We start from the raw sequence: 25,160 nt of genomic DNA on the forward strand, positions 1-25,160 counted from the left end.
TGCCTATTTCTTTTCCATAACGCACTGGAGAGGATGTTGGTGTTTGCGGGCGAAGTCCATGACCTGCGTCACCTTGGTCTCCGCAACTTCGTAGGTGAAGATCCCGCACTCGCCGACACCGTTGTGGTGTACGTGCATCATGATTTGAAAGGCGGCTTCCTGCGACTTGTTGAAGAATTTCTCGACGACGTGCACGACGAATTCTTGCGGCGTGTAGTCGTCGTTCAGCAAGAGAACCCGATAAAGGCTCGGTCGCTTCGTCTTAGGCTTCGTTCGGGTGATGATGGCGGTTCCGGACCGCCCGTCATCGGTACCACCCGGCTCGTGGGGTTCGTCGACCGCGCGCACTTCGGCGACACGGCGAAGCTGCGTCGGGGTGTCGGGGCCGTTCGCGCGTGAGGATTCGCTGCCCCGTATCAGGACGTCGGTCATCTGAATCGCATCGACCCCATAGTGCGGCATGCTGCTCGTAGGCTGCTGGTCCGCGGGTCACGCCGGCGAGGCGCGCTCGCATCGGGAGTAATCTATAGAGCGATCGGCCGCTTCGCCAGTCGGATGCGCGCACTTGTCCGATACCGCTTTCAGCAAGGCATCGGTGGGGCCCGGACAGCGGTTCTGTCCGCCGCATCGCCGCCGCGTGGCGCTCGAACGCAAACGACCCCGCGCGAAGACTCGCGCAGGGTCGAAGGGGGGTGTTCCGGGTCTCGCGAAGGGAGGCCGATGCCCCCCCGCCGGGTCTGCGCTCAGGCGGCCAGCGTCTTGGGCGCGCCCGGAAAGCCCGGAAGTTTCGGAAAATTTTTCGGATCTAGGAAAGCTTTGGGATCGAAGAAGGCTTTCGGATCGAAGAAAGTTTTGGGATCGAAAAAGGCCGGCATGCCGAACCCGGTCTTGTCCTGGAGGGGCGCGCCGATTTCCTTCGCCAGCCCTCGGTAGAGTTCCGTCATCGTGTTCGCTTGCGCCTGAAGCCGCTCGTAAGAGGCCATCAGATACGCGGTCTGGATCTCGAGCGCGGACTGCATCGTACGCGCGCCGGCCAGCTTCTTGATGGCTTCCGAACTGGCTGCGTAGGAGTCCTTGGCAAAGTCCACCATCTCGATCCCGGCCGTCTGGTTGGTCTTGGCCACCAGGGACACGCTTCTCAGCGCGTCGGACAGGCCCGTCTTGCTCATCGTGGAAGCTTTGTCGAACATTTGGGTCATCTGGCGATCCTCTCGGCTTTTTCAGGCCAGTCCCTGACGTCTCGGGTGGAGGCCCGGTCGACTGCGAGCGGCCTGTGACCTGATGTGTGCGATGCACCATCGAACGTCAAGATTTATATTGCGATGCAACACGGGATGTTTTCCCGGCGAATTGACGTCCAGGCATTAACCGGGCCGTAACTGCGTCCACCTAGCCTGATTGACAGATGTTGCGGGGTTTGGGCGGACCGACCGCCCGCTCCGCCGAGATGTTGCGGTGCAAGCCGGCCTGCGGGCTGTGCATGTCGAGGCAGTGAGTCGTGATGCGTAGCCATACTCCCCGCGTCGGCCGGGTGCCTGCCCTGCCGGCCGCGATCGCGGCGGCCGCCGTTCTGGCCGCCCTCGCCTCTCCTGCGGAGGCCCGTCGCGGTCACCATCACCGCGGTGGCGGCGGAGGTGGCTACAACCCGCCCTACGCCGCCATGGTGGTGGACGTGAAGACCGGCAAGACGTTGCATGCGATCAACGAAGACTCGCTGCGTCACCCGGCCTCGATCACGAAGGTCATGACGCTCTACATGCTGTTCGAACAGCTTGAGCGTGGCCGCTACACCCTCGAGTCGCCTTTGACGATCTCGTCCTTTGCGGCCTCGCAGGCTCCCTCGAAGCTCGGTCTGCGCCCTGGCTCGACCATCGAGGTCGAGGAGGCGATCAAGGCGATCGTGACCAAGTCGGCCAACGACGTCGCCTGCGCCATCGGCGAGAATATTGCCGGCTCGGAATCGCGCTTTGCGGACATGATGACGCAGAAGGCCAAGGCCCTCGGCATGAGCCGGACCCACTACGCCAACGCCTCCGGGCTGCCGGACGCCGACCAGATCACCACGGCCCGTGACCTCACGATCCTGGCGCGGGCGATTCAGGACCGCTTCCCGCGCTATTACAAGTACTTCCAGACCCGCTCCTTCGCCTTTCGCGGCCGGGTCATCGGCAACCACAACCGCCTCCTCGGCAACGTGCAGGGGGTGGACGGAATCAAGACCGGCTACACTCGTGATTCCGGCTTCAACCTGATGACGGCGGCCAAGCTGGACGATCGCCAGATCGTGGCGATCGTGCTGGGTGGCAAGTCGGGCGCCAGCCGTGATCGCATCATGGCCGACCTCGTGCGCCAATCCTTGCCGCGCGCCTATGCGGGTTCGCGACAGACGCCCTCGACCATCGAGGTCGCCGAGCGCGCGCGTCCGGCCGTGGTGGCGGACGGCGCTTCGCGGACGCGGACGCAGGTTGCTTCGGCGGACGACGAGGAGGATGTCGAGACCACCGCGTCGACGCTCCGTGCCGGCCAGCCGCTCGACATCACACCCAACCGGAGCGCCACCACGACCCCCGGGAGCGCCGGTGCGAAGTGGCGGTCCGGTGCCCTTCCGAATTCTGCGCAGGCCTATGCGGCCACGAGCGGTCCTGCGGCCTTCCCGTCGGGCGGCAAGAGCGATGCCCGCCTCGCCTCCATCGATGGTCCGCGCGCCGAGGCGCCGAAGCCGGTGGCCGGCGCGAAGATCACGCCGACCGCCTGGGTGATCCAGCTCGGCGCCATGGATGACGAGGACAAGGCGAAGTCGATGCTCGCCGAGGCCCGCAGCCGTGCCGGTGGGACGCTCTCCAAGGCCTCGCCCTACACAGTGAAGGTCGAGCATGGCGGCGCGACTCTGTTCCGGGCCCGGTTCTCCGGCTTCGCCGAGCAGGATACCGCCCAGGACGCCTGCAACGCGCTGAAGCGCAGCGGTTTCAGTTGCTTCGCCACCCGTAGCTAAGGTCCCCGTCGGCGACCTTCGATCGGCCCGGACGCCTCATCGCGCGTCCGGCACAGGATACGCATGCCCGGTTCGTTCCACCGGTCGGCGGTACGTTCGACATTCCCTGTCTGGCAACGCGCGTGGAGTATCAGCGATGTCGGTTGTTAAGCCTGTCACGGGCCGCGTTGACGCGCGCCGCCTGCTCGGCCGTTCCCCCCTGGTCGGGGTGCAGCCGCTTCATCAACGTCCGATGGGCCGTGCGGACCTGCTCCAGGGACGCCCCGCGCTCAAGCCCCAGGATCTCATAGGCCTCCTGCTCCGTCATCGCCCCTGGGTACGCCGCACGGCGCGGCCCCGTGTCGGCATCTCCCTGAGCGTCTACACGCCAGCCGGGATGCCGGCGGTCGAGATACGCCTCTAGTCGGCGGGTGGTGACGGCATCGCGTCCGAACAGGGCGAGAAGACCGGGCACGGGGATCGCCGACAGGGGTTGCCCCGCATAGGGACCAATCAGCGCGATCCCGTCGCCGCTTTGATCGAACCGGATGCTGCCGCCGCCGAATTGTCTCGGATCGAACCGGGAAGCGATGCCGTTCAAGCGGGTTTTCAATCCGGTGGAACCCTCCAGCAGCCAGGTCCCACCCGCGCCCAGCAGGAGCGCGAACTCGAGCCGGCCGCGGAACAGGAAAAGCCCCGCCGCCGCGAGGGCAAGATAGCCACCCACCTGCCGCAGCAGGCGCGTGCTCAGCGCCGGATACCGCCGGCGCGCATGGGATGCGAACCACCACAGGATCAGGAGCGCGACGATGCCGGCGATGAACGTCACCGGCTGACGCCGTACTCAGCGGTGATCCGCCCGCCGACTCGAAGTTTCACCCCGTCGATGTCACGCAAGCCCTGATCCCGAGCCGATCGGTCCGGCGCGCGTTCGCTACCGCACCCGCGCCGCGAGGGCAGCCGCACGCCTTCCGGCGCGTTCTCCGGGCAGAGACGGGGCGGCATCTGCTCTCCGGCATCGGCGGCGACCATGCCGGCGAACCAGAGCAGGAGAATCGGCACGGGACGGTGACAGACCATGAGTCGCTTTCGCTGATCGCCGGAGCCGCTTTACCGGTCGGCGCCCCACCTGACGAGAGGTCGAGAGTCAAAGACGTCTTTCCGCAACGTCGGACGTCGTGACACGGACACGGCGTGTGCGCCCGTCGCGCTCGACGGTCAGTTCGATCGGCGCACCCAGGCCGGCCGCCTCCATCACGGCGGTGAGATCGGCGAGGCGATGCACGGGTTGGTTGCCGGCGCCGACGATGATGTCGCCGATGTCGCCGGTCTGGGGATCGACACCGCGCAGGCCGGCCGCCGCGGCCGGCGACCCGCGGAGGACGCGCAGAACGACGACGCCATCGATGCCGAGGCGCGCTGCCGTGGCCTCTTGACCGGCGATAATCCCGATGCCGGGATTGCGGGTCCGGCCGTTTCGGATGAGTTCGGGAACGACCCGGTTCACCACATCGACGGGGATTGCAAAGCCGATGCCCGCGCTGGCTCCTGACGGCGAAAAGATTGCCGTGTTCACGCCGATGAGGCGCCCGGCGGAATCGAGAAGCGGACCACCCGAATTTCCGGGATTGATCGCGGCATCGGTCTGGATCACGCCCGACAATTCGCGGCCCGCGCTCGTGGGTAGACGCCGCTGGAGTGCACTGATCACGCCCGTGGTCAGCGTATGATCCAGACCGAAGGGATTGCCGATGGCATAAGCCGCCTGTCCGACTTTCAGGTCGGCCGAAGTGCCGATCGCCAGGGGTTGCGGTGCGGCGGTCGTGCGGCCGAGGCGGAGCACGGCAAGATCATAGCTCGGTGCCGCACCGACCAAACTTGCCGACACCACCGCGCCGGAGGAGAGGCGGACGGCGACGGAGCTGCCGCCCTGCGCAGCCGCTGCAACCACGTGATTGTTGGTGACGATATGTCCGGCCGCGTCCCAGACGAAGCCGGTGCCGGTCTGCGCGCCGTTGTTCTGGTCGCCATCGTCCGCGTCGACGCCCATCAGGGCTCGGCCTTGAGCAGCAGCCTGAACGAAGACGTGAACCACGGACGGACTCGCCCGGGCGAACAACTCGACCGTCGTCGCCTCGGCCGGCGCGAGGTCGCCCCGGGCGGTAATGGCGCGGGACGTCCGCTCGGAGAACGCAAGACCGGTCAGGTAGGGTTGCGCGACGAAGAGTGTGAGCAGGACGATCGCCGCACCGGCGACCCATCGCAGGAAACGATCCGCCGGAGGCTGCGGCGAAGACCGATCGCGCATGTGTCATCCTCTTCACCATGCGGCGAAAATCGCGTCGCACGTCATTTCCATTAACTGGTCAGTGACGCATCGCCCTTCAACTGATGCGGTACCACCGCCGGCGTGGGTGTGACAGCACACCGATTCTGGCGGCTGCCAAAGATAAACATCGGCCCGACATTGTCAGGCTTGGTGACAAACCGAACGAGAAGGCGTCCAAAAGCGGCCATATTCTGCGCTAATTGCACCGCGCAAGCGCATTGTATGAGGGAGACAGGGTTCAGGCTGAAATGAACATTTCATTGTGGTCTGAAATAGCCTCGAAGCCGCCTCAGAGATGCTTCCATTCATACCGATGAACGTCCCGCAGCGAATGTTCAGGTTCGAGGCCGTAAAGGTCTTGACCCGGTCATCCGGTATCGCGGGGAACAACCCTCACGATTGAAGGAATACGAAAATGGAAACCCAAGCCCTGGAACGTCCCGCCGATCTGACGATCTGGCGTACGGCTCCGGTTCCGGCTCCCCTCGCCCAGCCGGCCCGCTACCGCACCCTGCGCGAAGCGATCGAAGCCGCCGCCGGTGCCCTGTCCGACCCGGCCAAGCAGCCCTGGATCATCACCGAGGATGGTGAGGTTCTCTCGCCGAACTGGATCCGCACCTACTTGAACTGACGTTCGTTCGTCGGCGCCGGATCGGCGCCGCACTCTGCGCGAGCCGGCTGTCGAAATGGCCGCGGTCGGCTCACGAGTGTCACGAGGACGTACGAGACGATCATCAGCAGGAACCAGGACCCGAACTTTTGCCAGGATACGGGCGACCAGCCGGTCACCTGCTTCGGATAGAGCCAGACCCGGGTGTAGGTGCCGATATTCTCCGCAATCCAGATGAACACTGCCACAAGGCCGAAGCCTAGAAGCAGCGGCATCCGGCGGTGGACCTGCCAGACCTTGAAATACACCCACGTCCGTCCAAAAAGCAGCACCGTGGCCAAGAATAGCGCAATCCGCATGTCCCAGATCACATGGTGGCTGAAGAAGTTCACATAGATCCCCCCGGCCAGGGGTAGCGTCAGGGACAGACGCGGATGATGGGCGAAGCGGAAGTCGAACAGGCGCCAGACCCGCGCGATGTAGGACCCGACACTGGCATACATGAAGCCCGTGAAGAGCGGGACACCGGCGATCCGCAGGACGCTTGCTTCGGGATAGATCCAAGATCCGACGCTGGTCTTGAACACCTCCATCACCGTGCCGACGACGTGATAGAGGGCGATGATCTTCGCCTCTTCCCAGGTCTCCATCTTCAAGGCGAGCAGGCTAGCCTGGATGGCGATGGCCGCGAGGGTCAGCGCATCGTAGCGGCTCAGGGCGGCATCGGGCGGATAGAACAGATAGCTCCCGATCACGGCGGCGCAGAGCAGGCCACCAAACAGGCAGGCCCAGCCCTGCTTGATGCCAAACCTTAGAAATTCGTAGGCTCCGGCGACCCAAGGCCCTTTCGCCTGTGCCCAGGTCCCAACGCGTACATCCAGAGATATGAAACGTGCGAGATGCGGCCAGAATCTGGCTGCGCTCTCTGCCCCCGTCCCGTGCTTCATGTCTGTCCCTGTTCCCGGCAGTAACGGCATAGGACAAAAAAAGGCCGCTCCGAAGAGCGGCCCGAAGTCTAGGGAGGAAACGCCCAAGAAGGGCTGCCGAACCGCGACGCCATCGCGGTCCCGCAACGCACAATCTAAAGTGCGCCGCACAAATAGCAAGAAGATTGTACGGCGTTCAACGCAGATTTTCGTCCGCGCGCTACGGCCGCATAGGCGCTCGCCGAGCCCCCTGCGGGGCGTTCAGTGCTCGCTGAGAAGCTGCGCGATCTCGACCTTCAAAGCATCGGCAAGGTCGGGCCGCTCCAGTGCGTAGGCGATGTTCGCCGTCAGGAAACCGAGCTTCGAACCGGTGTCGTACGTCCTGCCCTGATAGTGCATGCCGAAGAAGGCCTGATCCTGTGCCAGCTTGATCATCGCGTCGGTCAGCTGGATCTCGCCGCCTGCGCCCTTCTCGCCATGGGAGAGGATATCGAAGATCTCGGGCTGAAGGATGTAGCGTCCGGAGATGATGAAGTTCGAAGGGGCCGTGCCGGCCTTCGGCTTCTCCACCATCCCGTTGATCTCGAACGTCTGACCGAAGGTCTGGCCGACTCCCACGATGCCGTACTGATGCGTCTCCTCCGGCTTCACCTCCTCGACGGCGATGACGTTGCCGCCGTGACGCTCGTAGGCGGAGAGCATCTGCTGCATGCAGCCTCGGCTCAGCATATCAGGCAGCAGAACGGCGAAGGGCTCGTCACCCACGATCTCACGGGCGCACCAGACGGCATGGCCCAGGCCGAGGGGAGCCTGCTGGCGCGTGAAGCTGGTCTGGCCGGCGGCCGGCAGGTCGCGCTTCAGAGACTCGTAGGCCTCCGTCTTGCCGCGCTCCTGCAGCATCCGGTCGAGTTCGAAGGCCACATCGAAATGGTCCTCGATCACCGCCTTGCCGCGCCCCGTCACGAAGATGAAGTGCTCGATCCCCGCTTCGCGGGCCTCGTCGACGACGTGCTGGACCACCGGGCGATCGACGACGGTGAGCATCTCCTTCGGGACGGCCTTGGTGGCCGGGAGGAAGCGGGTGCCCAAGCCGGCAACAGGCAGGACGGCTTTGCGAATCGGTTTCATCAAGCGGGACCCGATAACAAGGGAGGATGAGGAAAACCTCGAAGGGTTTGACGATGGCGCAATACAACCTCTGTTAACGGAGGTCATCGGGCAACCGGCGTAATGGACATAACCGACAAGCTCGATTTCGGATATATCGTCGGTGAAATGATTGGGGAGAGGATGTGATGGCGGTTCTGGTGACAGGCGGTGCGGGATATATCGGCAGTCACATGGTGCTGGCTCTGCTCGATGCCGGCCACGACGAGGTTGTGGTTCTCGACGACCTGTCGACTGGTTTCGATTGGTCACTTCCGCCTGAAGTAAAGCTTGTCGTCGGCGACATTGCCGATCAATCGCTTGTCACCGAGGTCATCCTTCAGCATCGCATCGATGCCATCGCTCACTTCGCTGCGCGGATCGTAGTGCCGGATTCGGTTGCTGATCCGCTCCACTATTATCTGGCGAACACGGTGAAGACCCGGGCGCTGATCGAGACGGCTGTCCGTTGCGGCGTCAAGCATGTGATCTTCTCGTCGACAGCCGCCGTCTATGGCGAACCGGAGACCGTCCCGGTGCCGGAGAGCCTGGTACCGGCACCGATCAATCCCTATGGTCGCTCCAAGCTGATGAGCGAGTGGATGATTGCCGATGCGGCCAAGGCGCATGGGTTTTCCTACGTCATCCTCCGCTACTTCAACGTCGCGGGCGCCGACCCGCGCGGCCGGACCGGGCAATCGACTCCGAACGCGACGCACCTGATCAAGGTGGCCACGCAGGCCGCCCTTGGGCAACGCCCGCATCTTGATGTCTACGGGACCGACTACCCAACGCGGGACGGCTCCTGCCTCCGCGACTACATTCAGGTCTCCGACCTCGCCGAGGCGCATCGGGTCGCCCTGGATCACCTCCGCTCCGGCGGCGAGAGCCTGACCTTGAATTGCGGCTATGGCCAGGGCTACTCGGTTCTCGAGGTGATCGAGGTGGTCAAACGCGTTTCCGGGCGGGACTTCGAGGTCCGCCTGTCGCCGCGCCGGCCCGGCGATCCGGCGCAGATCGTGGCGGAGGCCGAGCGCATCCGGGCTCTCGGATGGACGCCGCGATACGACGATCTCGACGAGATCGTCGGTCAGGCCTTCGCTTGGGAAGAAGCCCTCACCCGCCGCAATCGCACGTGACGCGCTGGTCAGCCCTCGTCCTTGCAAGCCTGATCGGCGCAGGTCCGGTGCTCGCCACGGGAGCAGGCGTGTCTCCGCCCGTCGCCGCTCGCGAGATCACCGGTGGATTCGGCAGCTTCATCGCCGCATTGCGGCCGGACGCGGAGGCACGGGGCATTTCCGCCGCGACCTTCACGGCAGCGTTTGCCGGGATCTCGGGGCCGGACCCGGACGTCGTCGCTCGGACGCGCCGGCAGGGTGAGTTCAGCCGTCCAGTCTGGGACTATCTCGTCGGTGCCGTGTCGGCCAGTCGGATTGCGCGTGGGCAGGCGCAGGCCGCCAATCTGGCGCGCGTGCTCGCGGAAATCGAGACCCGATACGGCGTACCGCGCGCCATCGTTCTTGCATTCTGGGGGGTGGAGTCGGATTTCGGCGCCACTGCCGGCACGATGTCGACCATCCGTGCCTTGTCGACCTTGGCGGAGGTCAAATTCCGCGGCAGCCTGTTCCGCGATGAATTGCTTGCCGCCCTGACGATCCTCGAGCGTGGCGACATCACCCCGGATCGCATGAAGGGATCCTGGGCCGGTGCAATGGGCCAGGTGCAGTTCCTGCCGACGAGCTTCCTCGCACACGCGGTCGATTTCGACGGCGACGGCCGCCGCGACATCTGGACATCGGAAAGCGACTCACTCGCCTCGATCGCGGCCTATCTGAAGACGCTGGGCTGGAATCCATCGCTCTCCTGGGGTTACGAGGTCATCCTGCCCGCCGATTTCGATCTCGCGCGCTATCGCGGCGACCTCTCGGATTTCGCCCGGCGGGGCATACGGCGCACGGACGGAAAGCCTCTCCCGAGCGGCGGCCCGGCGAGCCTGTTCCTCCCCGGGGGGCTTTCCGGACCGGCTTTCCTGATCACCGACAACTTCGAGGTCATTCGCGCCTACAACACTTCGGATTCCTACGCTCTGGCGGTGGGACACTTCGCCGATCGGCTGTCGGGCGGGCCGGCCCTGGCGCGGGCGTGGCCGACGAAGGAGGGGCGCCTCGACAAAGCGGGGCTGCAGGCCCTGCAGGCCGCCCTGGCCAAGCGCGGCCTCTATGCGGGCGACGCTGACGGGCGCGCCGGACCGAAATTGCGCGAGGCGGTGCGGCAGGCTCAGATCGCCGAAGGTCTGCCGGCCGATGGCTATGCGACGCCGAAGCTCCTCGCTCATCTCGCGGGCCGGCCTTAGACCTCGCCGGCATCCTCCGCTAAGGTAGCGGGACCGATCGCTCCGCCGATCAGCATTTCGAGGCGCCCCATGACCTTGCCGGCTTCCCGCACGGCCTGGTGTTTCCTCTCGGGATTGTCCCTGTTTCTCGCCGGACCTGTGCCGGCGCAGGCCCAGTGGGGTGATTCCTATGATGCGCCGCGTGGTGGCGACTACGAGCCGCCGCGCCGGCGGCCGCGCGACTATTATCGCGACGACAGCGGCTACGGGGCGCGCCAGGCCAGCCGCCGTTACGCACCGCCGCCGCAGGAAGCACCGCGGCAGTTCTACTGGCCTTGGGAGGATCGCCCGGCGCCGGCCCAGGCCGCGCCCCCGGTGCCGAGCGCCCGACCGGCTCCAACACGCGGGCGCAGCTATGCGGACGATCCGCGCGGCGGTCGCGACGACGGACGGGCGATTCGGCGTCGACCGCGCCCAGCCCCCGTCGTCGCACAGCCGAAGCCGGTCGTGCCGAAGGTCGAGCCGACGACCCGGATCGCCGTTTTCGGTGACACGCTGGCGAGCCACCTCGGCAGCGGGCTCTCGAACGTGTTCGAGGACAATACGGAGATCGGCGTGGTCGACCGCTCGAAACCCGATAGCGGCTTGGTGCGCAAGGATGTGGTGGATTGGCCGAAGGCGGCCGAGGACTTCGTCAAGGCCAATCCCAAGACCAACTATGCCGTGGTCATGCTGGGATCGAACGACCGCCAGCCGATCCGCGAGGGCGATCAGACCCTCGATCCCCTGAACGACCGGTGGCGGACCGTTTATTCCGAACGCGTCGATGCCCTGATCAAGGTGTTCACCGACGCAAGGATTCCGCTGATCTGGGTCGGGGCGCCCCCCATGCGCAGCGAGGCACTGACGAAGGACATCGCCGAGATCAACGATATCTACCGTGAGCGCATCGCCAAGGCGGGTCAGACCTATGTCGATATCTGGCCGGGCTTCGTCGATGATCGCAACCGTTACACGGCCACCGGTCCCGACCTCGAGGGCCAGGAGGCAAAGCTGCGTACCGCCGACGGCGTGCATTTCACCAAAGCCGGCGCGCGCAAGATGGCGCATTTCGCCGACGTTGAGCTCAAGCGCATGATGGGGACGGGCGCGGCCACGCCGCCGCCCGCCCTCGCCGCGCCCGTGGCGACCGCGCCTCAGACACCCCTGGAAGGAGAGGCGGTCAAGCTCGACGATGCCGGAGCCATCGACCGCCAGATCACCGCGATGCTGCCGAGCCTGCCCGAACCGCCGGGCATTCCCGCTCTGCCGGTGAAGCCCCTTGCGGGGCCGGTGGTGCCCCTCGGACGCGCCGAGGTGACGCCGGGCGGAACCCTGATCAGCGGCCGCCCACGCGACGGGGACCCGTCTGGAACAGTGGAGCGCAGCCTGGTGCGCGGGGCGGCGCCCCTGGCGCAACCGGGGCGGGCCGACGATTTCAAGTGGCCGCCGGGCTGAGGGCGGGATCTAGCCGACGCCGACCGGGTGCTTGGTCACCGCGGGGCTGCGCATGGTGACGAGTTCCTCGCCGAGGGTCGGATGCACCGCGACGGTGCGGTCGAAATCCGCCTTGGTGGCGCCCATGGTGACGGCGATGCCCACGGCCTGGATGATCTCGCCGGCATCGTGGCCGAGGACGTGGACGCCGACGACCCGATCGCTGGCACAATCGACCACCACCTTCATCAGCACGCGCTCATCGCGGCCGGACAGGGTCGCCTTCATCGGGCGAAAACGCGAACGGTATACATCGACGGTGCCGTAGAGGTCGCGCGCCACATCCTCGTTATGGCCGACGACTCCGATCTCCGGAGTCGAGAACACGGCGGTGGGGATGAGGCCGTGGTCGACACACCACGGCGTGTTGCCGAACACCGTATCGGCGAAAGCGTGGCCTTCGCGGATGGCGATGGGTGTCAGCGCCGCACGGTCGGTGACGTCGCCGACGGCATAGATCGAGGGAATGGAGGTCTGCGAGAAGGCGTCGACCGGGATCGCACCGCGCGCATCGGGCTGGATCCCGACCGCCTCGAGACCGAGGCCGGCGGTGTTCGGGCGCCGTCCCGTGGCGGTCAGGACCTGATCGACCTCCAGGGTCGTGCCGTCGTCGAGGGTGGCCCGGATGCCGGTCTCGGTTCGATCGAGTCGCTCCACGGTCCGGTTCAGGCGCAGGTCCATGCGCCGGGCATAGGCCTCGCCGAGCGCGTCGCGGACCTCTTCGTCGAAGCCCCTCAGGAGCTTGTCGCCCCGATGCAGCAGGGTCGTGCGTGCACCGAGATGGGCGAAGACACCGGCGAACTCGACCGCGATGTAGCCGCCGCCCACCACCAGGATGCGCTCGGGCAGGGAATCCAACTCGAAGACCTCGTTGGAAGTGATGGCGAGTTCGGCACCCGGAATCAGCGGCTCCCTGACCGGATGCGCGCCGACCGCGACGAGGATGAAACGGGCGGTGACGCGCCGGTCCGAGCCGACCAGCCGCACGGTGTGGGCGTCCTCGATCACCGCCCGTTCGGGGATGATGGTGACGCCGGCCCGACCGAGATTGGCGTCGTAGATGCTCTCCAGCCGCGCCACCTCCGCGTCGCGGCGTACTTTCAGCACCGACCAGTCGAAGCACGGCTCGGACACCGACCAGCCGAAGCCGGCGGCATCCTCGAACTCGTCGGCGAAACGCCCGGCATAGACCATGAGCTTCTTCGGCACGCAGCCGCGGATCACGCAGGTGCCGCCGACCCGGTATTCCTCGGCGAGCTGGACCCGGGCGCCGTATCCGGCCGCGATCCGTGCCGCCCGGACGCCGCCGGAGCCTCCGCCGATGACGAACAGGTCGACATCGAAGGTGCGGGCCAGATCGTCAGCCATGGAAGTCATCCTGCGGGTGGGAGCACCGAGGGCTCTCCATCGCCCGAACCGCGCGGTACATCAACCGGCGCGTCTTGCCGTTCCCACCGCCGAACGAAAAAGGCCGCCTCCCCTCGCGGAAAAGCGGCCTTCCGAACCCCAGCGCGGCGCGAGGCGCCGGCGGGCTTACTTGATCTTGGTTTCCTTGAAGTCGACGTGCTTGCGCACGACGGGGTCGTACTTCTTCATCGACAGCTTCTCGGTCTGCGTGCGGGAGTTCTTCTTGGTGACGTAGAAGTAACCCGTGTCGGCGGTCGAGATCAGCTTGACTTTAACGGTGACGGCCTTGGCCATGGACGCGGCGCTCCTGTGATCGCGGCATTCCGCATCAGCGAAACGCAAAAGGGCCGGCGGTGGCCGGCTGAATACCGGCGGGTGATTGCCTCATCGGCCGGGATTCGTCAAGGCGCCTCGTGCGTCGGATGCTGGACGATGCGCAGGGCGACGACCACCGCGTAGCCGAGGAACAGCAGACAGAGGCTGTAGGCGAAGCCCTGGGGCGGGATCAGGTCCATGCCTCCGCCGATGAGCGGCGGACCGAGCATCAGGCCGACATTGTACAGGACGACGAAGGCGGCGTTGGCGCCTGCCAGTTCGGGCCCCTGCACGGTGGCCCCGAGATGGGCGAGGCCAACCGTATAGAGCGTTCCGGCGATGCCGCCCCACAGGAACAGCAGCACGAGCAGGCCCGGAAACCAGGTCGACGCGAGGGGAATCAGCATCGACCCGAGGGCTCCGCCGAGCCCGGCCATGAGGAGGACGAGGCGGCGGTCGACCCGGTCGGCAAGCCAGCCGAAGGGGATCTGGAACAGCACGTTGCCCAGGGCGAGCGCGCTGACCAGTCCGGCCGCGGTCTCGGCCTCGTAGCCGAGGCGCAGGCCGTAGAGCGGCAGGATCGCGAATCCACCGGTCTCAACCGCTCCGTAGACGAGGGCCGCGACGGTGGCGGCGGGGGCGAGGCGCAGATAGGCGAGGAACGGTCGCGATGCTCCGTGCCCGATCACCGGCGACAGCCCCCGCGCCAGCAGGAGCGGGACCAGGGCGACGAGGAACAGCAAGGCGCCCCCGAAGTAAGGCGCGTATCCTTGTGTGCCGAGGAGTGTCAGCAGGATCGGCCCGACCGCGAAGCCGAGGGCCAGAACCGTGGCGTAGATGCCCATCACCAGCCCACGCCGCTCCGGCGGCGCCGCCGCATTGATCCAGAACTCGGAGAGCACGAACAGGGCGCCGAGACTCATCGAGAACACGAAGCGCAACACAAACCACCAGCCGATGCCCTGGAGCAGCTTGAAGGCGACGAGGCAGAGCGCGCCGAGCACGATGGCGCCGACGAGGAGGCGCAGAACTCCGAGCCGGGCCGCCAGGCGCGGCACGAACGGCACGGTGACGATGGCGGCGAGCCCCGCCACGGCGGTGTTGATTCCGATCAGGGTGCCGGAGGCGCCCATGCGCTCCATCTCGAGGGAAAGCAACGGAATCGTCAGGCTGAGCCCGATGCCCACCACCGCCACGCAGGTGATGGCGGCGGCAATCGAGGCGAAGCGCGAGCCATCGGGGAAATCGGCGGGGCGTGGGGCCGGCATGAAGGGGTCCGTTGCGGGTCGCGCGCGACACCGGGACCGCCTTGTCTACGCCGGGGCTTGCCGACGCAACCGGCGCCCTGGCTGGCTGCGGATGGCTGAAGCCTGGGCCGGGCTGTTCACGCCGATCCTTGTCCTGTCTGTTCGTCGATGCCTCGCGTCTTCCGTGCGAACTTAACGATGAAGAGGCCCGGACGGGGGGCATCGAACGATGCCCGGCTTGAGGGCGTACGCGGTCCAACGCGCTCCGCACCGGCAAGTGCGCCATCGTCAGAAGCGCGTTCCTTCCGTCGCGACGGTGACGGATGTTCCGGCACGGTCAAGCTGCAGGCGGCGTCGCTCGCCCGGACGCGCCGACAGTTTCGCCCGCACGGCATCAGGTGCGAGGCCATCGAGCGGATACCCGTCGACCTGCAGCAATCGGTCTCCCACTTCGACGCCGGATACGAGGGGATACCCGTCCCTCGTCGCGACGGCCGCGATGGCGTAGCCTGCATCGCGTCGCACCAGCGTCAGGCCAACACCGTCGAGATCGCCCGGATCGTCGCTGCCCAGCCGCTCCCAGAAGCTTGTGCCGGCTGCGTAGTCGAGCGTCAGCCGCACGGTGTCGAGAACGTTGTTGCCCAGCCAGCCGGTCACCGGCTCGCCCGCATCCACTTGCCAAGTGTCCCAGAAGATTTCGCCGAGGGCAGCGTCGCCGATGGCGCCACCGAGCGGGCCCGTGCCCAAAGCCCCGACATCCCGGAACATCAATCCCCCGACGTCGATGCCCGGCAGGCGAATGATTGTGCCAGCGCGTTCGAGAGCCAGATCCGCCATCGCCAGGTTGGCGCGCCCGACCGCGCCGTCGGCACGGCGCCACTCCGGATGCTGGAGAAGCCACCCGGCAACGGTCCGTCCACGCAGCCATGTATAGGGCGCGCCGACATCGAGAACGAGCGGAATGCGTTGGTCGCCGACCTGCGCATCCACCACGGTGATCCCCGTCGTGGGATTGGTCCGGACTGGAACCGGTACGCCGCGGCTCCGCGATGCACCGGATGGCGCCAGCGTCAGGGATGCGGTCTTTGGATCGATGGTGACGGCAAAGTGCTGAAGCACTCCAGCCGGCAGAACGGCCTCGACGGTGCGAGGTGCGAACAGGAGACCGAAGAGATCCTGTCCGTCGACGCTGCCCGGGCCATCTTTCACCGACCCTGCCTCGACCGTGACGCTGACGCCACCGATGTCTATCAGAAGATCGTGGCCCTCGGCGAGGCCCAACGCGCGATAGAGATCCTTCGACAGGATCGGAGCGGCCGCACCCATGTTGAGCCAAGCGAGCAAGCGCCGTTCGCTCCCATCCGGTCTCCGAAAGGCGACCGGTACGAGCCAGCGTCCGGACGCCCGCTCCATCTGCAGCGTGACCGAGGTCCCGCCGCCGTCCGGCCAGACCACCGCAACCCGACTGACCTGCGACGGCGGCGGGAGACAGGCAGTGAGCAGCCCCGCGGCGAGACCGATCACGAGCGCGCGCCGAACACCTGAGAATTTGCACATGGTCACAGGTCTCCGCTCCTGCACCGTGAAGGCAGGTCGGTTCGAGATCGAGGATCGGATCGTCAGCCGGTGCGGCTCTGGGCGTTTTCGCTGTCGTTCACATATTCGAGCAGATCGCCCGGCTGACAGCCGAGTTCACGGCAGATCGCTTCCAGGGTCGCGAAGCGCACACCCTGAACCTTGCCGGATTTCAGAAGCGACAGGTTCGCCTCCGTGATTCCGACGGCGCGGGCGAGATCCTTCGACTTCCGCTTGCGTCGCGCGAGCATCACATCGAGGCGCATCACGATCGGCATCAGACGAACCCGTCCCGGTCGTCCTGGATCGCCTGACCGGCCCGTATGAGTTCGGCCAGAACGATCAGAAGGACGGCGAGCAGCAGAGCGTGCATCGAGGAGGTGCGGAACCACGCGAGATCGACTCCACCCCCGGCGAGCCGGATCAGAGCCTGTCCGCCGATCGGAGCGACGGCATAAGCCAGGAGGCAGATCGCCATGCGACGCAGGCGTAGAACCTGTCCGGCCGCAAAGACCGTCCCGACCGCCAACTGGCGCAGCAGCGCGTGGAGATCGAAGAGCACGGCCGCGACGGGCATCTGGGTCAAAGTGAAATTCGCTCCGTAGGCCCACCGGGTCGGCCAAGGGAGAGCCTCGAACGGCACAACGCCCACAACGTCCGCGGGACGGGCGCCGATGAAGGCCGCACCCGGAGCAAGCCAGAGCCACGAGCCTTTGAAAACCAGGCCGAGCGTGAGCACGGCCACGGTGAAGACCAGGGTTGCCGCCAGGACCGTGGCGACAAGCCGTGCGGCAAAACGGGCACAGCGCCGAAGCGTGAGATGCTCCTCAGTCTGAAGCTGCGGCACCTGATTCCGCTTCGGCATGACCGATACGTTCGACATTCCCGCTCCTTGACGGATGAGATATCACGGAAAATAATTTCTGCAAAACAATAATCTTTTGCTGGGGGTATCGTCTTTGGCAGGTGGAGCGATGCCAGGACGCGTGCGTGCGTCGGACAGGTCTGCGCGCCAGCCACAGGATCGGCAGAGTGTCGGACCAGACGTTTTCGGAAAGAGTCCCGGCTTCACAGCGTATAACGGGATGCGCCGCTTGCCTGCTCAGCGGATCTCCAGCCAGCGCGAAAGTCGCCGAGCCTGTGTGTTCAAGGTGGTGTTCGGAGAAACGTCATGGTGCGGAGGCTGGCGGACCCATTCCCACCCCTGACCTCTCCCCACCAGGAGGCAACGGACGCAGCCTGATCCCTCTTGTCAGCGCGCGGCCGATTTCAGCGGCTTGCTGTCGGTGGAGGGCGGCTGGCGCTCGATCGTCTGGCCGTCGCGGAGGTCGGCGGGGGGGCTGAGGACGATCTCTTCGCCGCCCTCCAGGCCCTGGTCGACCTCGATCGTGGTGCCGAGATCGCGCCGGATTCGGACCGTACGCCACTGCGCCGTGCCATCCTCGCGGGCCAGGGCGACCTGTGTGCCGCGCTGATTGAAGACGAGGCTTTCGGCCGGGATCACCACGTTCGCTTCGATGCGAGGCACCTTCAAGGTGACGTAGACGTAGAGGCCGGCGCGCAGGGCACCGTCCTGGTTCGGCACGTCGACCTGCGTCGTCAGGGTGCGTGACGCGGTCAGCAGCGCCACCGAGCTGCGCTCCACCTTCCCGGAAAACATCCGGTTCGGGATCTGCGGCACCTTGATCGCCGCTTCGACTCCCGGCGTCACCCCGACCGCGAGGTTCTGGGGCACGTTGACCGAGACGCGCAGGATGTCATCGCGATCGACGGACAGGAGGGCGGTTCCGGTTCCGTCGGCCTGGACGAGGTCCCCGACATCGACGCCGCGCTGGATGACCACGCCGTCGAAGGGCGCGATGATGTCCTTGAATCCGGTCAGCGCCCTCAGGCGCTCGACCGTCGCGGCCTGCGCCTTGATGTTGGCCTGAGCCACCTTCACGCCTGCCTCGGCCGAGGCGAGGGTCGCGGCCTGGCTGAGGACGCTGGCCTGCGAATTGTCGGCGTTCTGCTTCGAGGCCCAGCCCTGCCCCGCCAGGGTCGAGGTGCGGGTGTTGGTGACGTTGGCGAGGTTCACGTTGGCCTTGGCCTGATCGACCATGGATCGCGCCTGCAGCAGGGCGGCTTCGAGCTGGCCCGTCTGCGCCTCGGCCTGGGCCAGTTGCTGATCGAGGTCGGGCGCCGCGATCCGCATCAGGATGTCACCCTGGCGCACGCGGCTGCCGATATCGACCCGGCGCTCGGCGATGTAGCCGGTGGCGCGGGCATACAGCGCGGCCTTGGCGAAGGCGTCGGTCTGGCCCGGCAGGGTGATCTCGATCGGCTTGTCGGCGCGCTCGGCCGTGGCCGTGCGTAGCTTCGGCACGAAGCTGTTGACCTTGCGCTGCGTCTCGGCCGCCGCCGCGCGGCGCTCCATCTGGCCGTAGCCGCCCCAGGCGAGCAGCCCGATGGCGCCGAGCGCCACGAGCACGAAGGGCACCTTCCCGGGAGGCGGCGGGATTTCGGACGGACCGTGCTCCGGATGCTTCACGACTGTCCCATCCCCGAACCGGACATCATCCTGCCATCCCGTATTTCGACCTGCCACCGGCTCACGCGTAGTCCTCCAGCGGCTTGACCTCGCCCCGACGGAGGCAGGCGTAAAGGAACGGCACGAACAGCAGGGTCGCGGGCGTACCGACCGCGATGCCGCCCATCACGGCACGGGCTAGGGCGGCGTTCTGCTCGCCGCCCTCCCCCGTGCCGAGCGCCATCGGGATCAGCCCGAGGAACATCGCGCTCGCGGTCATCAGCACCGGTCGCAGACGGGTCTCGCCAGCGAGCAGCGCCGCCTCGACGGCTCCGCAGCCGGTGGCCTCGCGATGCTCCTTGGCAAAGGTCACCAGCAGGATCGAGTTTGCGGAGGCGATGCCCACCGACATGATCGCGCCGAAGAGCGAGGGAATCGAGAACGTGGTCCCGGTGATGAACAGGCTCGCGACGATGCCGCAGAAGGCCAGCGGCAGGGCCGCCAGCACCACGAACGGGTCGCCCCAGCTCTGGAAGTTCACCGCCATCAGCAGGTAGACCGCCACCAGGGCGATCGCGAGGCCGACCTGAAGCCGGAAGAAGGCCGATTCCATGTTCTCGATCTGGCCCCGGACGGTGATCTTGTCGGGGGCCGGCAGGGTTTTCTGCTCCTCGGCGACGATGCGGCGGATCTCCTTGGCGACCGAACCGAGGTCGCTGTCCTGTACGGCAGCGTAGATGTTGAAGGTCGGCTGCGTGTTGACGTGGTTGATCACCGTTTGCGAACCCTCGCGCCGCATGGTCGAGACGCTGGACAGGAGCGTCAGGACGCCCGGCGCATCCGCGTTGCCGTTGACCAGAAGCGGCGTGTTCTGCAGGTCGGTGAGGGACGCGTTGCGGTATTCCGGCGTCTGCACCCAGAGCTGATAGGGGATGCCGGTCTTCGGATCGGTCCAGAAGTTCGGCGTCACCTGGAAGGAGCCCGAGAGCGAGACGTTCAGCCCTTGCGCGATCTGCTGTTGCGTCAGCCCGAGTTCCGAGGCGAGTCGCCGGTCGACATCGACGAAGAACTGCGGCGTGCCGACGATCTGGTGCAGGTGGACGTCGACGGCGCCGCGCGTGGCCTTGAGGCGTCGGACGATGGTCTGCGCCACCTCCAGATCCTTGGCGGTGTTGCGGCCTGAAACCTGGATGTCGATCTGCGCCAGGGTGCCGAAGTTGAGAATCTGGGTGATGATGTCCGAGGGCTGGAAGTAAAAGACCACATCGGGAAAGCGCTCGCGCAGAACCTCGCGCAGTTGTTTGGTATAGTCGGCCGCCGAGCCATGGCCTTCCTTCAAGTTGATCAGCATCTGACCGTCGTTGTAGGCGACGAACGAACCATCCGAGAAGGCGAAGTTGTAGTTGTTCGCCGGCAGGCCGATATTGTCGAGGATCTGGTCGATCTCCCCTTCGGGAATGACTTCGCGGACCACGGTCTCGACCTGGGCGAAAACCTGCTCGGCCGTCTCGATCCGCATGCCGGGGCGGGTACGCAGGTGCAGGGTCATCTGGCTCGAAGCGACCTGCGGGAAGTAGTCTTGGCCCACGAAGACGAAGAGCCCCGCCGTGGCGGCGAAGACGATTGCGACCACGGTCAGCGTCGCGATCCGGCGGGCGATGACGACGTGGAGCAGACCGAGATAGCCGCGATGGAAGCGCGCGAACCGCGCTTCGAAGCCGTGCCGGAACCAGCCGGCGAGGCGGAACACCGGGCCGACGATCCCGCTGAGCGCCCGAGCGATACGGCCCTGCTGCGGCGCGGCGTCCTCCCCGTGCTTGGCGTCGTATTCTCGCGCCACCAGCACGTCGATCAGGACCGGCACCAGGGTGCGCGACAGGACGTACGAGGTCAGCATCGCGAACACGACCGCGAGCGCCTGTGGGGTGAACAGGTATTTCGGGGTGTCGGTCAGGGCGAAGACCGACACGAAGGCGGCGCAGATTGACAGGGTCGAGATCAGCGCCGGCTTGGCGATGCCGGCGGCGCCCTCCACCACCGACTTGCGGAAGGGCTCGCCCTCCTCGAACAGCCGATAGGTGTTCTCGATCGCCACCGTGGCGTCGTCGACCAGGATGCCGACCGCCAGGGCCAGCCCGCCCAACGTCATCACGTTGATGGTCTCGCCGAGCGCCGTCAGGATCGCCAGCGAGGTCAGGATCGAGAGCGGGATCGAGACCAGCACCACGATGGTGGAGCGCCATGAGCCGAGGAACAGCAGGATGGTGAGGCCCGTGAGGGCCGCCGCGATGATCGCCTCGTGGATGACGCCCTCGATCGCCGCCGAGACGAAGACCGACTGGTCGAACAGGGGCTTGAGGCTCATGCCCTCGGGAGCGGCGGCCTGAATGTCCGGCAGGGCCTTCTTGACGTTGTTGACCACGTCGAGGGTCGAGGCGGTGCCGTTCTTGAAGATCCGCATCAGCACCGAGTGCAGACCGTCAGCCCGCACGATATTGACCTGCGGCGGACCGCCGTCGCGGACATGGGCGACGTCGCGCACCAGGATCGGCTGTCCCCCCACGACCTTGATGGGGATCTGATTCAGGGCGTCGATCGCCTCCGGCGAGGCGTTGAGCTGCACCGGGTATTGCTGCTCGCCGATCTTGGCGAGGCCGGACGGGATGGTGAGGTTCTGCGCCGTCACCGCGTTGGTGACGTCGAGGGCGGTGAGCCCGAGGGCCTGGAGCGCGTGCAGGTCGAGGTCGACCATGATCTGGCGCGGGGTGCCGCCGAAGGGCGACGGCAGGGTCGAGCCGGGGACCTGGGTCAGGCGCTGGCGGATGCGGTACTGGGCGTAGTCGAAGACCTTGGTCAGGCTCTCCCGGTCGGAGGAGAGAGCGAGCTGGATCACCGGCACGGAGGAGGCCGAGAAGCGCAGGACGATGGGCGGCTGCACGCCCGGCGGCATCGTCGCGCGGATCGAGTTCATGGCCGAGACGACCTGCGCGATGGCCAGATTGATGCTCACGGCGCCGTCGAAGTAGATCTTCTGGATCGCCGTGCCCTGGAGGGTGGTCGATTCCATCCGGGCGATGTTGTTGACGTTGTTGGAGAGTGAAAACTCCGCGTAGGTGGTGATGCGACGCTCCATCTCGGAGGTCGACAGGCCGTTATAGGTCCACACCACCACCACCACCGGAATGTCGACGGTGGGAAGCACGTCCTTGGGCGCCACCACGACCGCCGCCGCGCCGCCGAGCATCATCAGCACGGCCAGCACGTAGATCGTGATGCGGAACTTCAGAGCATACTGGACGAGGCCCATCGGGTTTCCAGGTGGTCGCGTTCAGGCTGGTGTACCACGCTCGTCGCATGCCACGGGGCCATGTGTAGCCGTGACGCCGCGACGCAATTGTGGTTCCAGGCCGGAATTTTTGTTTCCGGGTGTAAATCCGCGGATCAAGACTGTACGAAAGCGTGCGGAACCGACGCCGGACCTATCGGGGTGCTGCCGTCGCGACGCTGCGGCAGATACGCTTCAGCGTGAGCCAGTCCGCGTCGGTCAGGATGTGGCGCCCGACTGTATCGTTGCCGGCTAAGGCGCGGATGCGATGCGCGCGCTCCCGTGTGAAGGGATGGCTACGCAGAAGGCTCGCGACCCCGTCCGGTTCTTCATCCCGGGCGATGCGCTCGAGGATGGTGGCGAGTGCGCCGGCATCGCCGCCGGAGCGCCGTAGGGTTTCGACCGCGTAGGCATCCGCCGCGGTCTCGGCATCCCGTGAATAGCCGGCCGAGAGGGCCATCTGCCCGGTGGCGACGATGAGCGTCGAGCCCGTGAGATCGCCGAGGACGAGGCTGAGGAGGAACGAACTGCCACTGGCCGCCAGCAGGGCGCGCATCGGATCGCGGGCGGCGATGTGGCCGAACTCATGCGCGAGAATGCCGGCGAACTCGTCCGCGGTCGCGGATCGGTCGATCAGGCTGGACAGGACGATGACGCGGCCGCCCGGCAGGGTCAGCGCGTTGGCGACGGCGTGGCGGTGCACGGCGATCCGGGGCTCGCCCGGCAGGCCGCGCTCCCCCGCCATCCGTGCCACCAGCCGGTCGAGAACGGCGCGGGCCGGACCGTCGTCGCAGACGGGGGGATGCCCGAGCATCCGGTCGACCTGATCCGCGACGGCGCTGCCGAGGCGTGCTTCGACCGATATCGGGATCACGGGGGCGAGCCGCGTGGCGATGGCAGGCACTCCGTAGATCGCCAGCAGGATCACCGAGAGCCCGGCGGCGATCGACCAGACGACGAGCCGCAGATTGCCGCCGGACCCCTTGTCATCCGACCGATGCAGATCGGGGCATCGGGCCGTGAGGGCGTCGGCGAAGGCGCTGTCGCTGACCTCCACGCGAGCCGGTTGGCCGCGCGGGCCGATCCGCATCAACGGTGCCACCGTGTCGCCGGCCACGAGGTCGAACAGATCCCAGTCGACGGCGATCTTCGGCCCCGCGATCCACAGGCGCTGATCGAGCCTCAGCGTCACGGGATGGATTCGGGCGCTGAGCCCGTCGAAATAGCGCCCTTCGGCGTGGAGCGTCGCTCCCTGCCCGGCGCCCGTTCGGTCCGAACCGTGCGGCTGCACTAGAACCCGATCTCGAGGGCGACGCCGACATCGAGGGCGTCGGCGAGGCCCTCGTTGAGCCCGCTGCCGACCCGTCGACCGGATGCCAGGATCGCGTCGAGACCGTCCGCGTTCTCCACCCGGGTGGTCGTGGCGACGGCGGCCCAGAGGCGCGCGGTGATGACCCGGACGTAGAGCACGGCGAAGAACAGGGCACCGCCGAGATAGGCCAGGACCAGCCCGAGCATGATCACCCACTGGGCGCCATTGAGGGCTCCGCCGGTCTGGATCGAGACGGCGCCGGCTCCGATCACGACGCCGACCACGGTGATGAAGCCGACGATCGACAGCATGTAGACGATGTAGGGCCAATAGAACTGTCGCGCTCTCAGGGTCGAGGCGAGGCGAACGGGGCCGAGGCTGGCCGCGTTCATGAAGATCCGCGTCTCGCGGGCCCGATAGAACGGGATCAGCAGCAGCCCCAGGGGCGCGGAGACGCTGATCGTGCCGATGAGGAGGGCGCCGTAGGTGGCGATGGGAGTGCCGGCATAGGCGGAATTGAAGACGGTCTCACCGGGTTTTCCGCCGGGCTTGGCCACGAAGAGGTCGGCCGGGATGGCAAAATCCGAGGCTGCGAAGAAGGCCAGGACGGCGGCGAGAACCGGGACGAGCACCACGAGGTAGAAGGCGAGCCAGGGCAGGAGCAGCGATCGGCCTCGGGCCGACGACGCCATGCGGCTCGACCCGATCAGAGTGTGGTTGATCCGGTAACGCTCCAGGCTCGCGCGCATGAACGGGAAGGCGAGTCCGAGGGTCGCCAGGGTCAGGAGCGCCCACCCCGACGCCATCAGCGCGTAGGTGATCGCCGAACCGTCCTGCCCGAGCCGGATTCCGCGCCAGAGAGTGCGCGAGGCCCGGTAGCGACGGCCCCGATAGCGCGCGAATTGCCCGAGGACGAACAGGATGGCGAAGGACAGGGCACCGCCGAAGGGGGCGAGCCACGGCACCGACAGGGTGGCGACGAAGATCGCCACGTAGATTGGGATCAGGACCGCGAGCGCCACCAGGAACCCGAGAAACAGTTCCTTGCCGCGGCCGACATACTCGCCCGGGCTGCCGTCCACGACGGTCCGGCTCCAGAAGTAGCGCCGCAGGTCGGTCACATACCAGAACCGGTAGATTCCGAAGGTGACCAGAGACAGCAGGAAGCCCCGGACGGCGAGGCCGGTGAGCCCGGCGAGGCGCGTGTCGAAGGTGATCGCCCCGACCCGCCCAGCCAGGGATCGCGCGTCGCCCGGCATCGGCTGTGTCATCGTGCCCCCAAACGTCAGAGGCTCCAGCTAAGCCGATTTGCCGTGCCGCTGCCACAACCGCACACGAACAGGCTGTAGACCCGGTTAAGACCCGCCAAAGTCGCAGCAGGCGGACTCCTTCAGCAACAACGGAAACCGTTGCGGTTGCCGACGCCGAAGCGGGCATTCTCGCGGTTGCGGAAGAATTCCCGCTCGGTCATGGGCTCCTGGTCCGCATGCGTTCGGCGGATATGGGCGGCATAGGCCGCGTAGTCGCCCTGCCCCACCATCAGCCGGGCGCCGTCGCAGACGCATTTCGAGAAGGTCTTGAGGCGGTCCCGCAACTCGGCCGACGATAGCGCCATGGTGC

The 25,160-nt window shown here is 66.6% G+C and carries 23 protein-coding genes; 5 read left to right on the forward strand and 18 right to left on the reverse strand.

Features of this window, described 5'->3' with window-relative positions; translation table 11 throughout:
* Window positions 1-3: 3 nt before the first annotated feature.
* The gene (gene clpS / locus ASF60_RS19740) at window positions 4-432 is read right to left on the reverse strand and encodes an ATP-dependent Clp protease adapter ClpS (RefSeq protein WP_244476771.1); all 429 of its coding nucleotides are present in this window, start codon (window positions 430-432) and stop codon (window positions 4-6) included.
* Between the two features lie 311 nt (window positions 433-743).
* Window positions 744-1,199: a phasin family protein gene (locus ASF60_RS19745; protein ID WP_082508093.1), complete on the reverse strand. Its 456-nt coding sequence runs from the start codon at window positions 1,197-1,199 to the stop codon at window positions 744-746.
* A gap of 302 nt (window positions 1,200-1,501) precedes the next feature.
* On the opposite strand from ASF60_RS19745, the gene ASF60_RS19750 reads away from it, so the two are divergent.
* Window positions 1,502-2,992, forward strand: coding sequence for a D-alanyl-D-alanine carboxypeptidase (locus tag ASF60_RS19750; protein ID WP_056189120.1), 1,491 nt, complete (start codon window positions 1,502-1,504; stop codon window positions 2,990-2,992).
* 130 nt (window positions 2,993-3,122) lie between these two features.
* On the opposite strand, the gene ASF60_RS19755 is transcribed toward ASF60_RS19750, so the two are convergent.
* The 3 genes from ASF60_RS19755 to ASF60_RS19765 all read right to left on the reverse strand — a co-directional run bounded on the left by ASF60_RS19755 (window position 3,123) and on the right by ASF60_RS19765 (window position 5,279).
* The gene (locus ASF60_RS19755) at window positions 3,123-3,800 is read right to left on the reverse strand and encodes a J domain-containing protein (RefSeq protein WP_056189125.1); all 678 of its coding nucleotides are present in this window, start codon (window positions 3,798-3,800) and stop codon (window positions 3,123-3,125) included.
* A complete protein-coding gene (locus ASF60_RS19760; RefSeq protein ID WP_056479321.1) occupies window positions 3,797-4,033 on the reverse strand; it encodes a hypothetical protein in 237 nt (78 codons plus the stop codon). Before ASF60_RS19760 ends, ASF60_RS19755 begins: the two co-directional genes overlap by 4 nt.
* 85 nt (window positions 4,034-4,118) lie before the next feature.
* The gene (locus ASF60_RS19765; protein WP_056189133.1) at window positions 4,119-5,279 is read right to left on the reverse strand and encodes a S1C family serine protease; all 1,161 of its coding nucleotides are present in this window, start codon (window positions 5,277-5,279) and stop codon (window positions 4,119-4,121) included.
* Window positions 5,280-5,715: 436 nt separating this feature from the next.
* Here ASF60_RS19765 and ASF60_RS19770 point away from each other — a divergent pair, with 436 nt between their 5' ends.
* Window positions 5,716-5,931, forward strand: coding sequence for a hypothetical protein (locus ASF60_RS19770; protein WP_055953370.1), 216 nt, complete (start codon window positions 5,716-5,718; stop codon window positions 5,929-5,931).
* Here ASF60_RS19770 and ASF60_RS19775 read toward each other — a convergent pair.
* Both ASF60_RS19775 and galU read right to left on the reverse strand, forming a co-directional pair.
* Window positions 5,919-6,857: a DUF817 domain-containing protein gene (locus ASF60_RS19775; protein ID WP_056189136.1), complete on the reverse strand. Its 939-nt coding sequence runs from the start codon at window positions 6,855-6,857 to the stop codon at window positions 5,919-5,921. The genes ASF60_RS19770 and ASF60_RS19775 overlap by 13 nt on opposite strands.
* Before the next feature lie 240 nt (window positions 6,858-7,097).
* On the reverse strand, window positions 7,098-7,964 hold the full coding sequence (galU, locus tag ASF60_RS19780) for a UTP--glucose-1-phosphate uridylyltransferase GalU (protein WP_056189657.1): 867 nt from the start codon (window positions 7,962-7,964) through the stop codon (window positions 7,098-7,100).
* Window positions 7,965-8,131: 167 nt separating this feature from the next.
* Here galU and galE point away from each other — a divergent pair, with 167 nt between their 5' ends.
* The 3 genes from galE (at window position 8,132) to ASF60_RS19795 (ending at window position 11,811) form a co-directional block, all read left to right on the forward strand.
* A complete protein-coding gene (galE, locus tag ASF60_RS19785) occupies window positions 8,132-9,121 on the forward strand; it encodes a UDP-glucose 4-epimerase GalE (protein ID WP_056189138.1) in 990 nt (329 codons plus the stop codon).
* Window positions 9,122-9,189: 68 nt separating this feature from the next.
* The gene (locus tag ASF60_RS19790; RefSeq protein ID WP_244478516.1) at window positions 9,190-10,335 is read left to right on the forward strand and encodes a lytic murein transglycosylase; all 1,146 of its coding nucleotides are present in this window, start codon (window positions 9,190-9,192) and stop codon (window positions 10,333-10,335) included.
* A gap of 69 nt (window positions 10,336-10,404) precedes the next feature.
* Window positions 10,405-11,811, forward strand: a complete 1,407-nt coding sequence (locus tag ASF60_RS19795) for an SGNH/GDSL hydrolase family protein (protein ID WP_056189141.1) — start codon at window positions 10,405-10,407, stop codon at window positions 11,809-11,811.
* A gap of 9 nt (window positions 11,812-11,820) precedes the next feature.
* Here ASF60_RS19795 and gor read toward each other — a convergent pair whose 3' ends face one another.
* The 11 genes from gor to ASF60_RS19850 form a co-directional block, all read right to left on the reverse strand.
* Window positions 11,821-13,218: a glutathione-disulfide reductase gene (gor, locus tag ASF60_RS19800; RefSeq protein WP_056189145.1), complete on the reverse strand. Its 1,398-nt coding sequence runs from the start codon at window positions 13,216-13,218 to the stop codon at window positions 11,821-11,823.
* A gap of 165 nt (window positions 13,219-13,383) precedes the next feature.
* Complete coding sequence (gene rpmG, locus ASF60_RS19805; RefSeq protein WP_018044575.1) at window positions 13,384-13,551, reverse strand: 50S ribosomal protein L33; 168 nt, start codon at window positions 13,549-13,551, stop codon at window positions 13,384-13,386.
* A gap of 107 nt (window positions 13,552-13,658) precedes the next feature.
* The gene (locus ASF60_RS19810) at window positions 13,659-14,840 is read right to left on the reverse strand and encodes an MFS transporter (RefSeq protein ID WP_056189148.1); all 1,182 of its coding nucleotides are present in this window, start codon (window positions 14,838-14,840) and stop codon (window positions 13,659-13,661) included.
* A gap of 267 nt (window positions 14,841-15,107) precedes the next feature.
* Window positions 15,108-16,100, reverse strand: coding sequence for a peptide-binding protein (locus ASF60_RS19815; protein WP_156634321.1), 993 nt, complete (start codon window positions 16,098-16,100; stop codon window positions 15,108-15,110).
* A gap of 338 nt (window positions 16,101-16,438) precedes the next feature.
* Entirely contained in the window at window positions 16,439-16,672 is a 234-nt protein-coding gene (locus ASF60_RS19820) for a helix-turn-helix domain-containing protein (protein ID WP_056189154.1), read from the reverse strand.
* Window positions 16,672-17,277: a DUF2975 domain-containing protein gene (locus ASF60_RS19825; RefSeq protein WP_056189157.1), complete on the reverse strand. Its 606-nt coding sequence runs from the start codon at window positions 17,275-17,277 to the stop codon at window positions 16,672-16,674. The genes ASF60_RS19820 and ASF60_RS19825 overlap by 1 nt, the downstream gene beginning before the upstream one ends.
* Window positions 17,278-17,646: 369 nt before the next feature.
* Window positions 17,647-18,924, reverse strand: a complete 1,278-nt coding sequence (locus ASF60_RS19830) for an efflux RND transporter periplasmic adaptor subunit (protein ID WP_056189160.1) — start codon at window positions 18,922-18,924, stop codon at window positions 17,647-17,649.
* A 61-nt stretch (window positions 18,925-18,985) separates the two neighbouring features.
* Window positions 18,986-22,210, reverse strand: a complete 3,225-nt coding sequence (locus ASF60_RS19835; RefSeq protein ID WP_056189162.1) for an efflux RND transporter permease subunit — start codon at window positions 22,208-22,210, stop codon at window positions 18,986-18,988.
* A gap of 172 nt (window positions 22,211-22,382) precedes the next feature.
* A complete protein-coding gene (locus ASF60_RS19840; protein ID WP_056189164.1) occupies window positions 22,383-23,519 on the reverse strand; it encodes a M48 family metallopeptidase in 1,137 nt (378 codons plus the stop codon).
* Entirely contained in the window at window positions 23,519-24,799 is a 1,281-nt protein-coding gene (locus tag ASF60_RS19845) for a DUF898 family protein (RefSeq protein WP_156634323.1), read from the reverse strand. The genes ASF60_RS19840 and ASF60_RS19845 overlap by 1 nt, the downstream gene beginning before the upstream one ends.
* Before the next feature lie 131 nt (window positions 24,800-24,930).
* A complete protein-coding gene (locus ASF60_RS19850; RefSeq protein WP_056189170.1) occupies window positions 24,931-25,155 on the reverse strand; it encodes a YbdD/YjiX family protein in 225 nt (74 codons plus the stop codon).
* Window positions 25,156-25,160 lie beyond the last annotated feature (5 nt).

This window comes from Methylobacterium sp. Leaf113 (assembly GCF_001423325.1).
Taxonomy (GTDB): domain Bacteria; phylum Pseudomonadota; class Alphaproteobacteria; order Rhizobiales; family Beijerinckiaceae; genus Methylobacterium.

Excerpts from the sequence above, each read along its gene's own strand:
- ASF60_RS19845 (WP_156634323.1), bottom strand. The coding sequence starts at position 24,799 with ATGCCGGGCGACGCGCGATCCCTGGCTGGGCGGGTCGGGGCGATCACC.
- ASF60_RS19820 (WP_056189154.1), bottom strand. The coding sequence starts at position 16,672 with ATGCCGATCGTGATGCGCCTCGATGTGATGCTCGCGCGACGCAAGCGG.
- ASF60_RS19850 (WP_056189170.1), bottom strand. The coding sequence starts at position 25,155 with ATGGCGCTATCGTCGGCCGAGTTGCGGGACCGCCTCAAGACCTTCTCG.
- clpS (WP_244476771.1), bottom strand. The coding sequence starts at position 432 with ATGACCGACGTCCTGATACGGGGCAGCGAATCCTCACGCGCGAACGGC.
- ASF60_RS19765 (WP_056189133.1), bottom strand. The coding sequence starts at position 5,279 with ATGCGCGATCGGTCTTCGCCGCAGCCTCCGGCGGATCGTTTCCTGCGA.
- ASF60_RS19825 (WP_056189157.1), bottom strand. The coding sequence starts at position 17,277 with ATGTCGAACGTATCGGTCATGCCGAAGCGGAATCAGGTGCCGCAGCTT.
- ASF60_RS19770 (WP_055953370.1), top strand. The coding sequence starts at position 5,716 with ATGGAAACCCAAGCCCTGGAACGTCCCGCCGATCTGACGATCTGGCGT.
- ASF60_RS19745 (WP_082508093.1), bottom strand. The coding sequence starts at position 1,199 with ATGACCCAAATGTTCGACAAAGCTTCCACGATGAGCAAGACGGGCCTG.
- gor (WP_056189145.1), bottom strand. The coding sequence starts at position 13,218 with ATGGCTGACGATCTGGCCCGCACCTTCGATGTCGACCTGTTCGTCATC.
- ASF60_RS19795 (WP_056189141.1), top strand. The coding sequence starts at position 10,405 with ATGACCTTGCCGGCTTCCCGCACGGCCTGGTGTTTCCTCTCGGGATTG.
- ASF60_RS19775 (WP_056189136.1), bottom strand. The coding sequence starts at position 6,857 with ATGAAGCACGGGACGGGGGCAGAGAGCGCAGCCAGATTCTGGCCGCAT.
- ASF60_RS19810 (WP_056189148.1), bottom strand. The coding sequence starts at position 14,840 with ATGCCGGCCCCACGCCCCGCCGATTTCCCCGATGGCTCGCGCTTCGCC.
- ASF60_RS19835 (WP_056189162.1), bottom strand. The coding sequence starts at position 22,210 with ATGGGCCTCGTCCAGTATGCTCTGAAGTTCCGCATCACGATCTACGTG.
- ASF60_RS19750 (WP_056189120.1), top strand. The coding sequence starts at position 1,502 with ATGCGTAGCCATACTCCCCGCGTCGGCCGGGTGCCTGCCCTGCCGGCC.
- galE (WP_056189138.1), top strand. The coding sequence starts at position 8,132 with ATGGCGGTTCTGGTGACAGGCGGTGCGGGATATATCGGCAGTCACATG.
- rpmG (WP_018044575.1), bottom strand. The coding sequence starts at position 13,551 with ATGGCCAAGGCCGTCACCGTTAAAGTCAAGCTGATCTCGACCGCCGAC.
- galU (WP_056189657.1), bottom strand. The coding sequence starts at position 7,964 with ATGAAACCGATTCGCAAAGCCGTCCTGCCTGTTGCCGGCTTGGGCACC.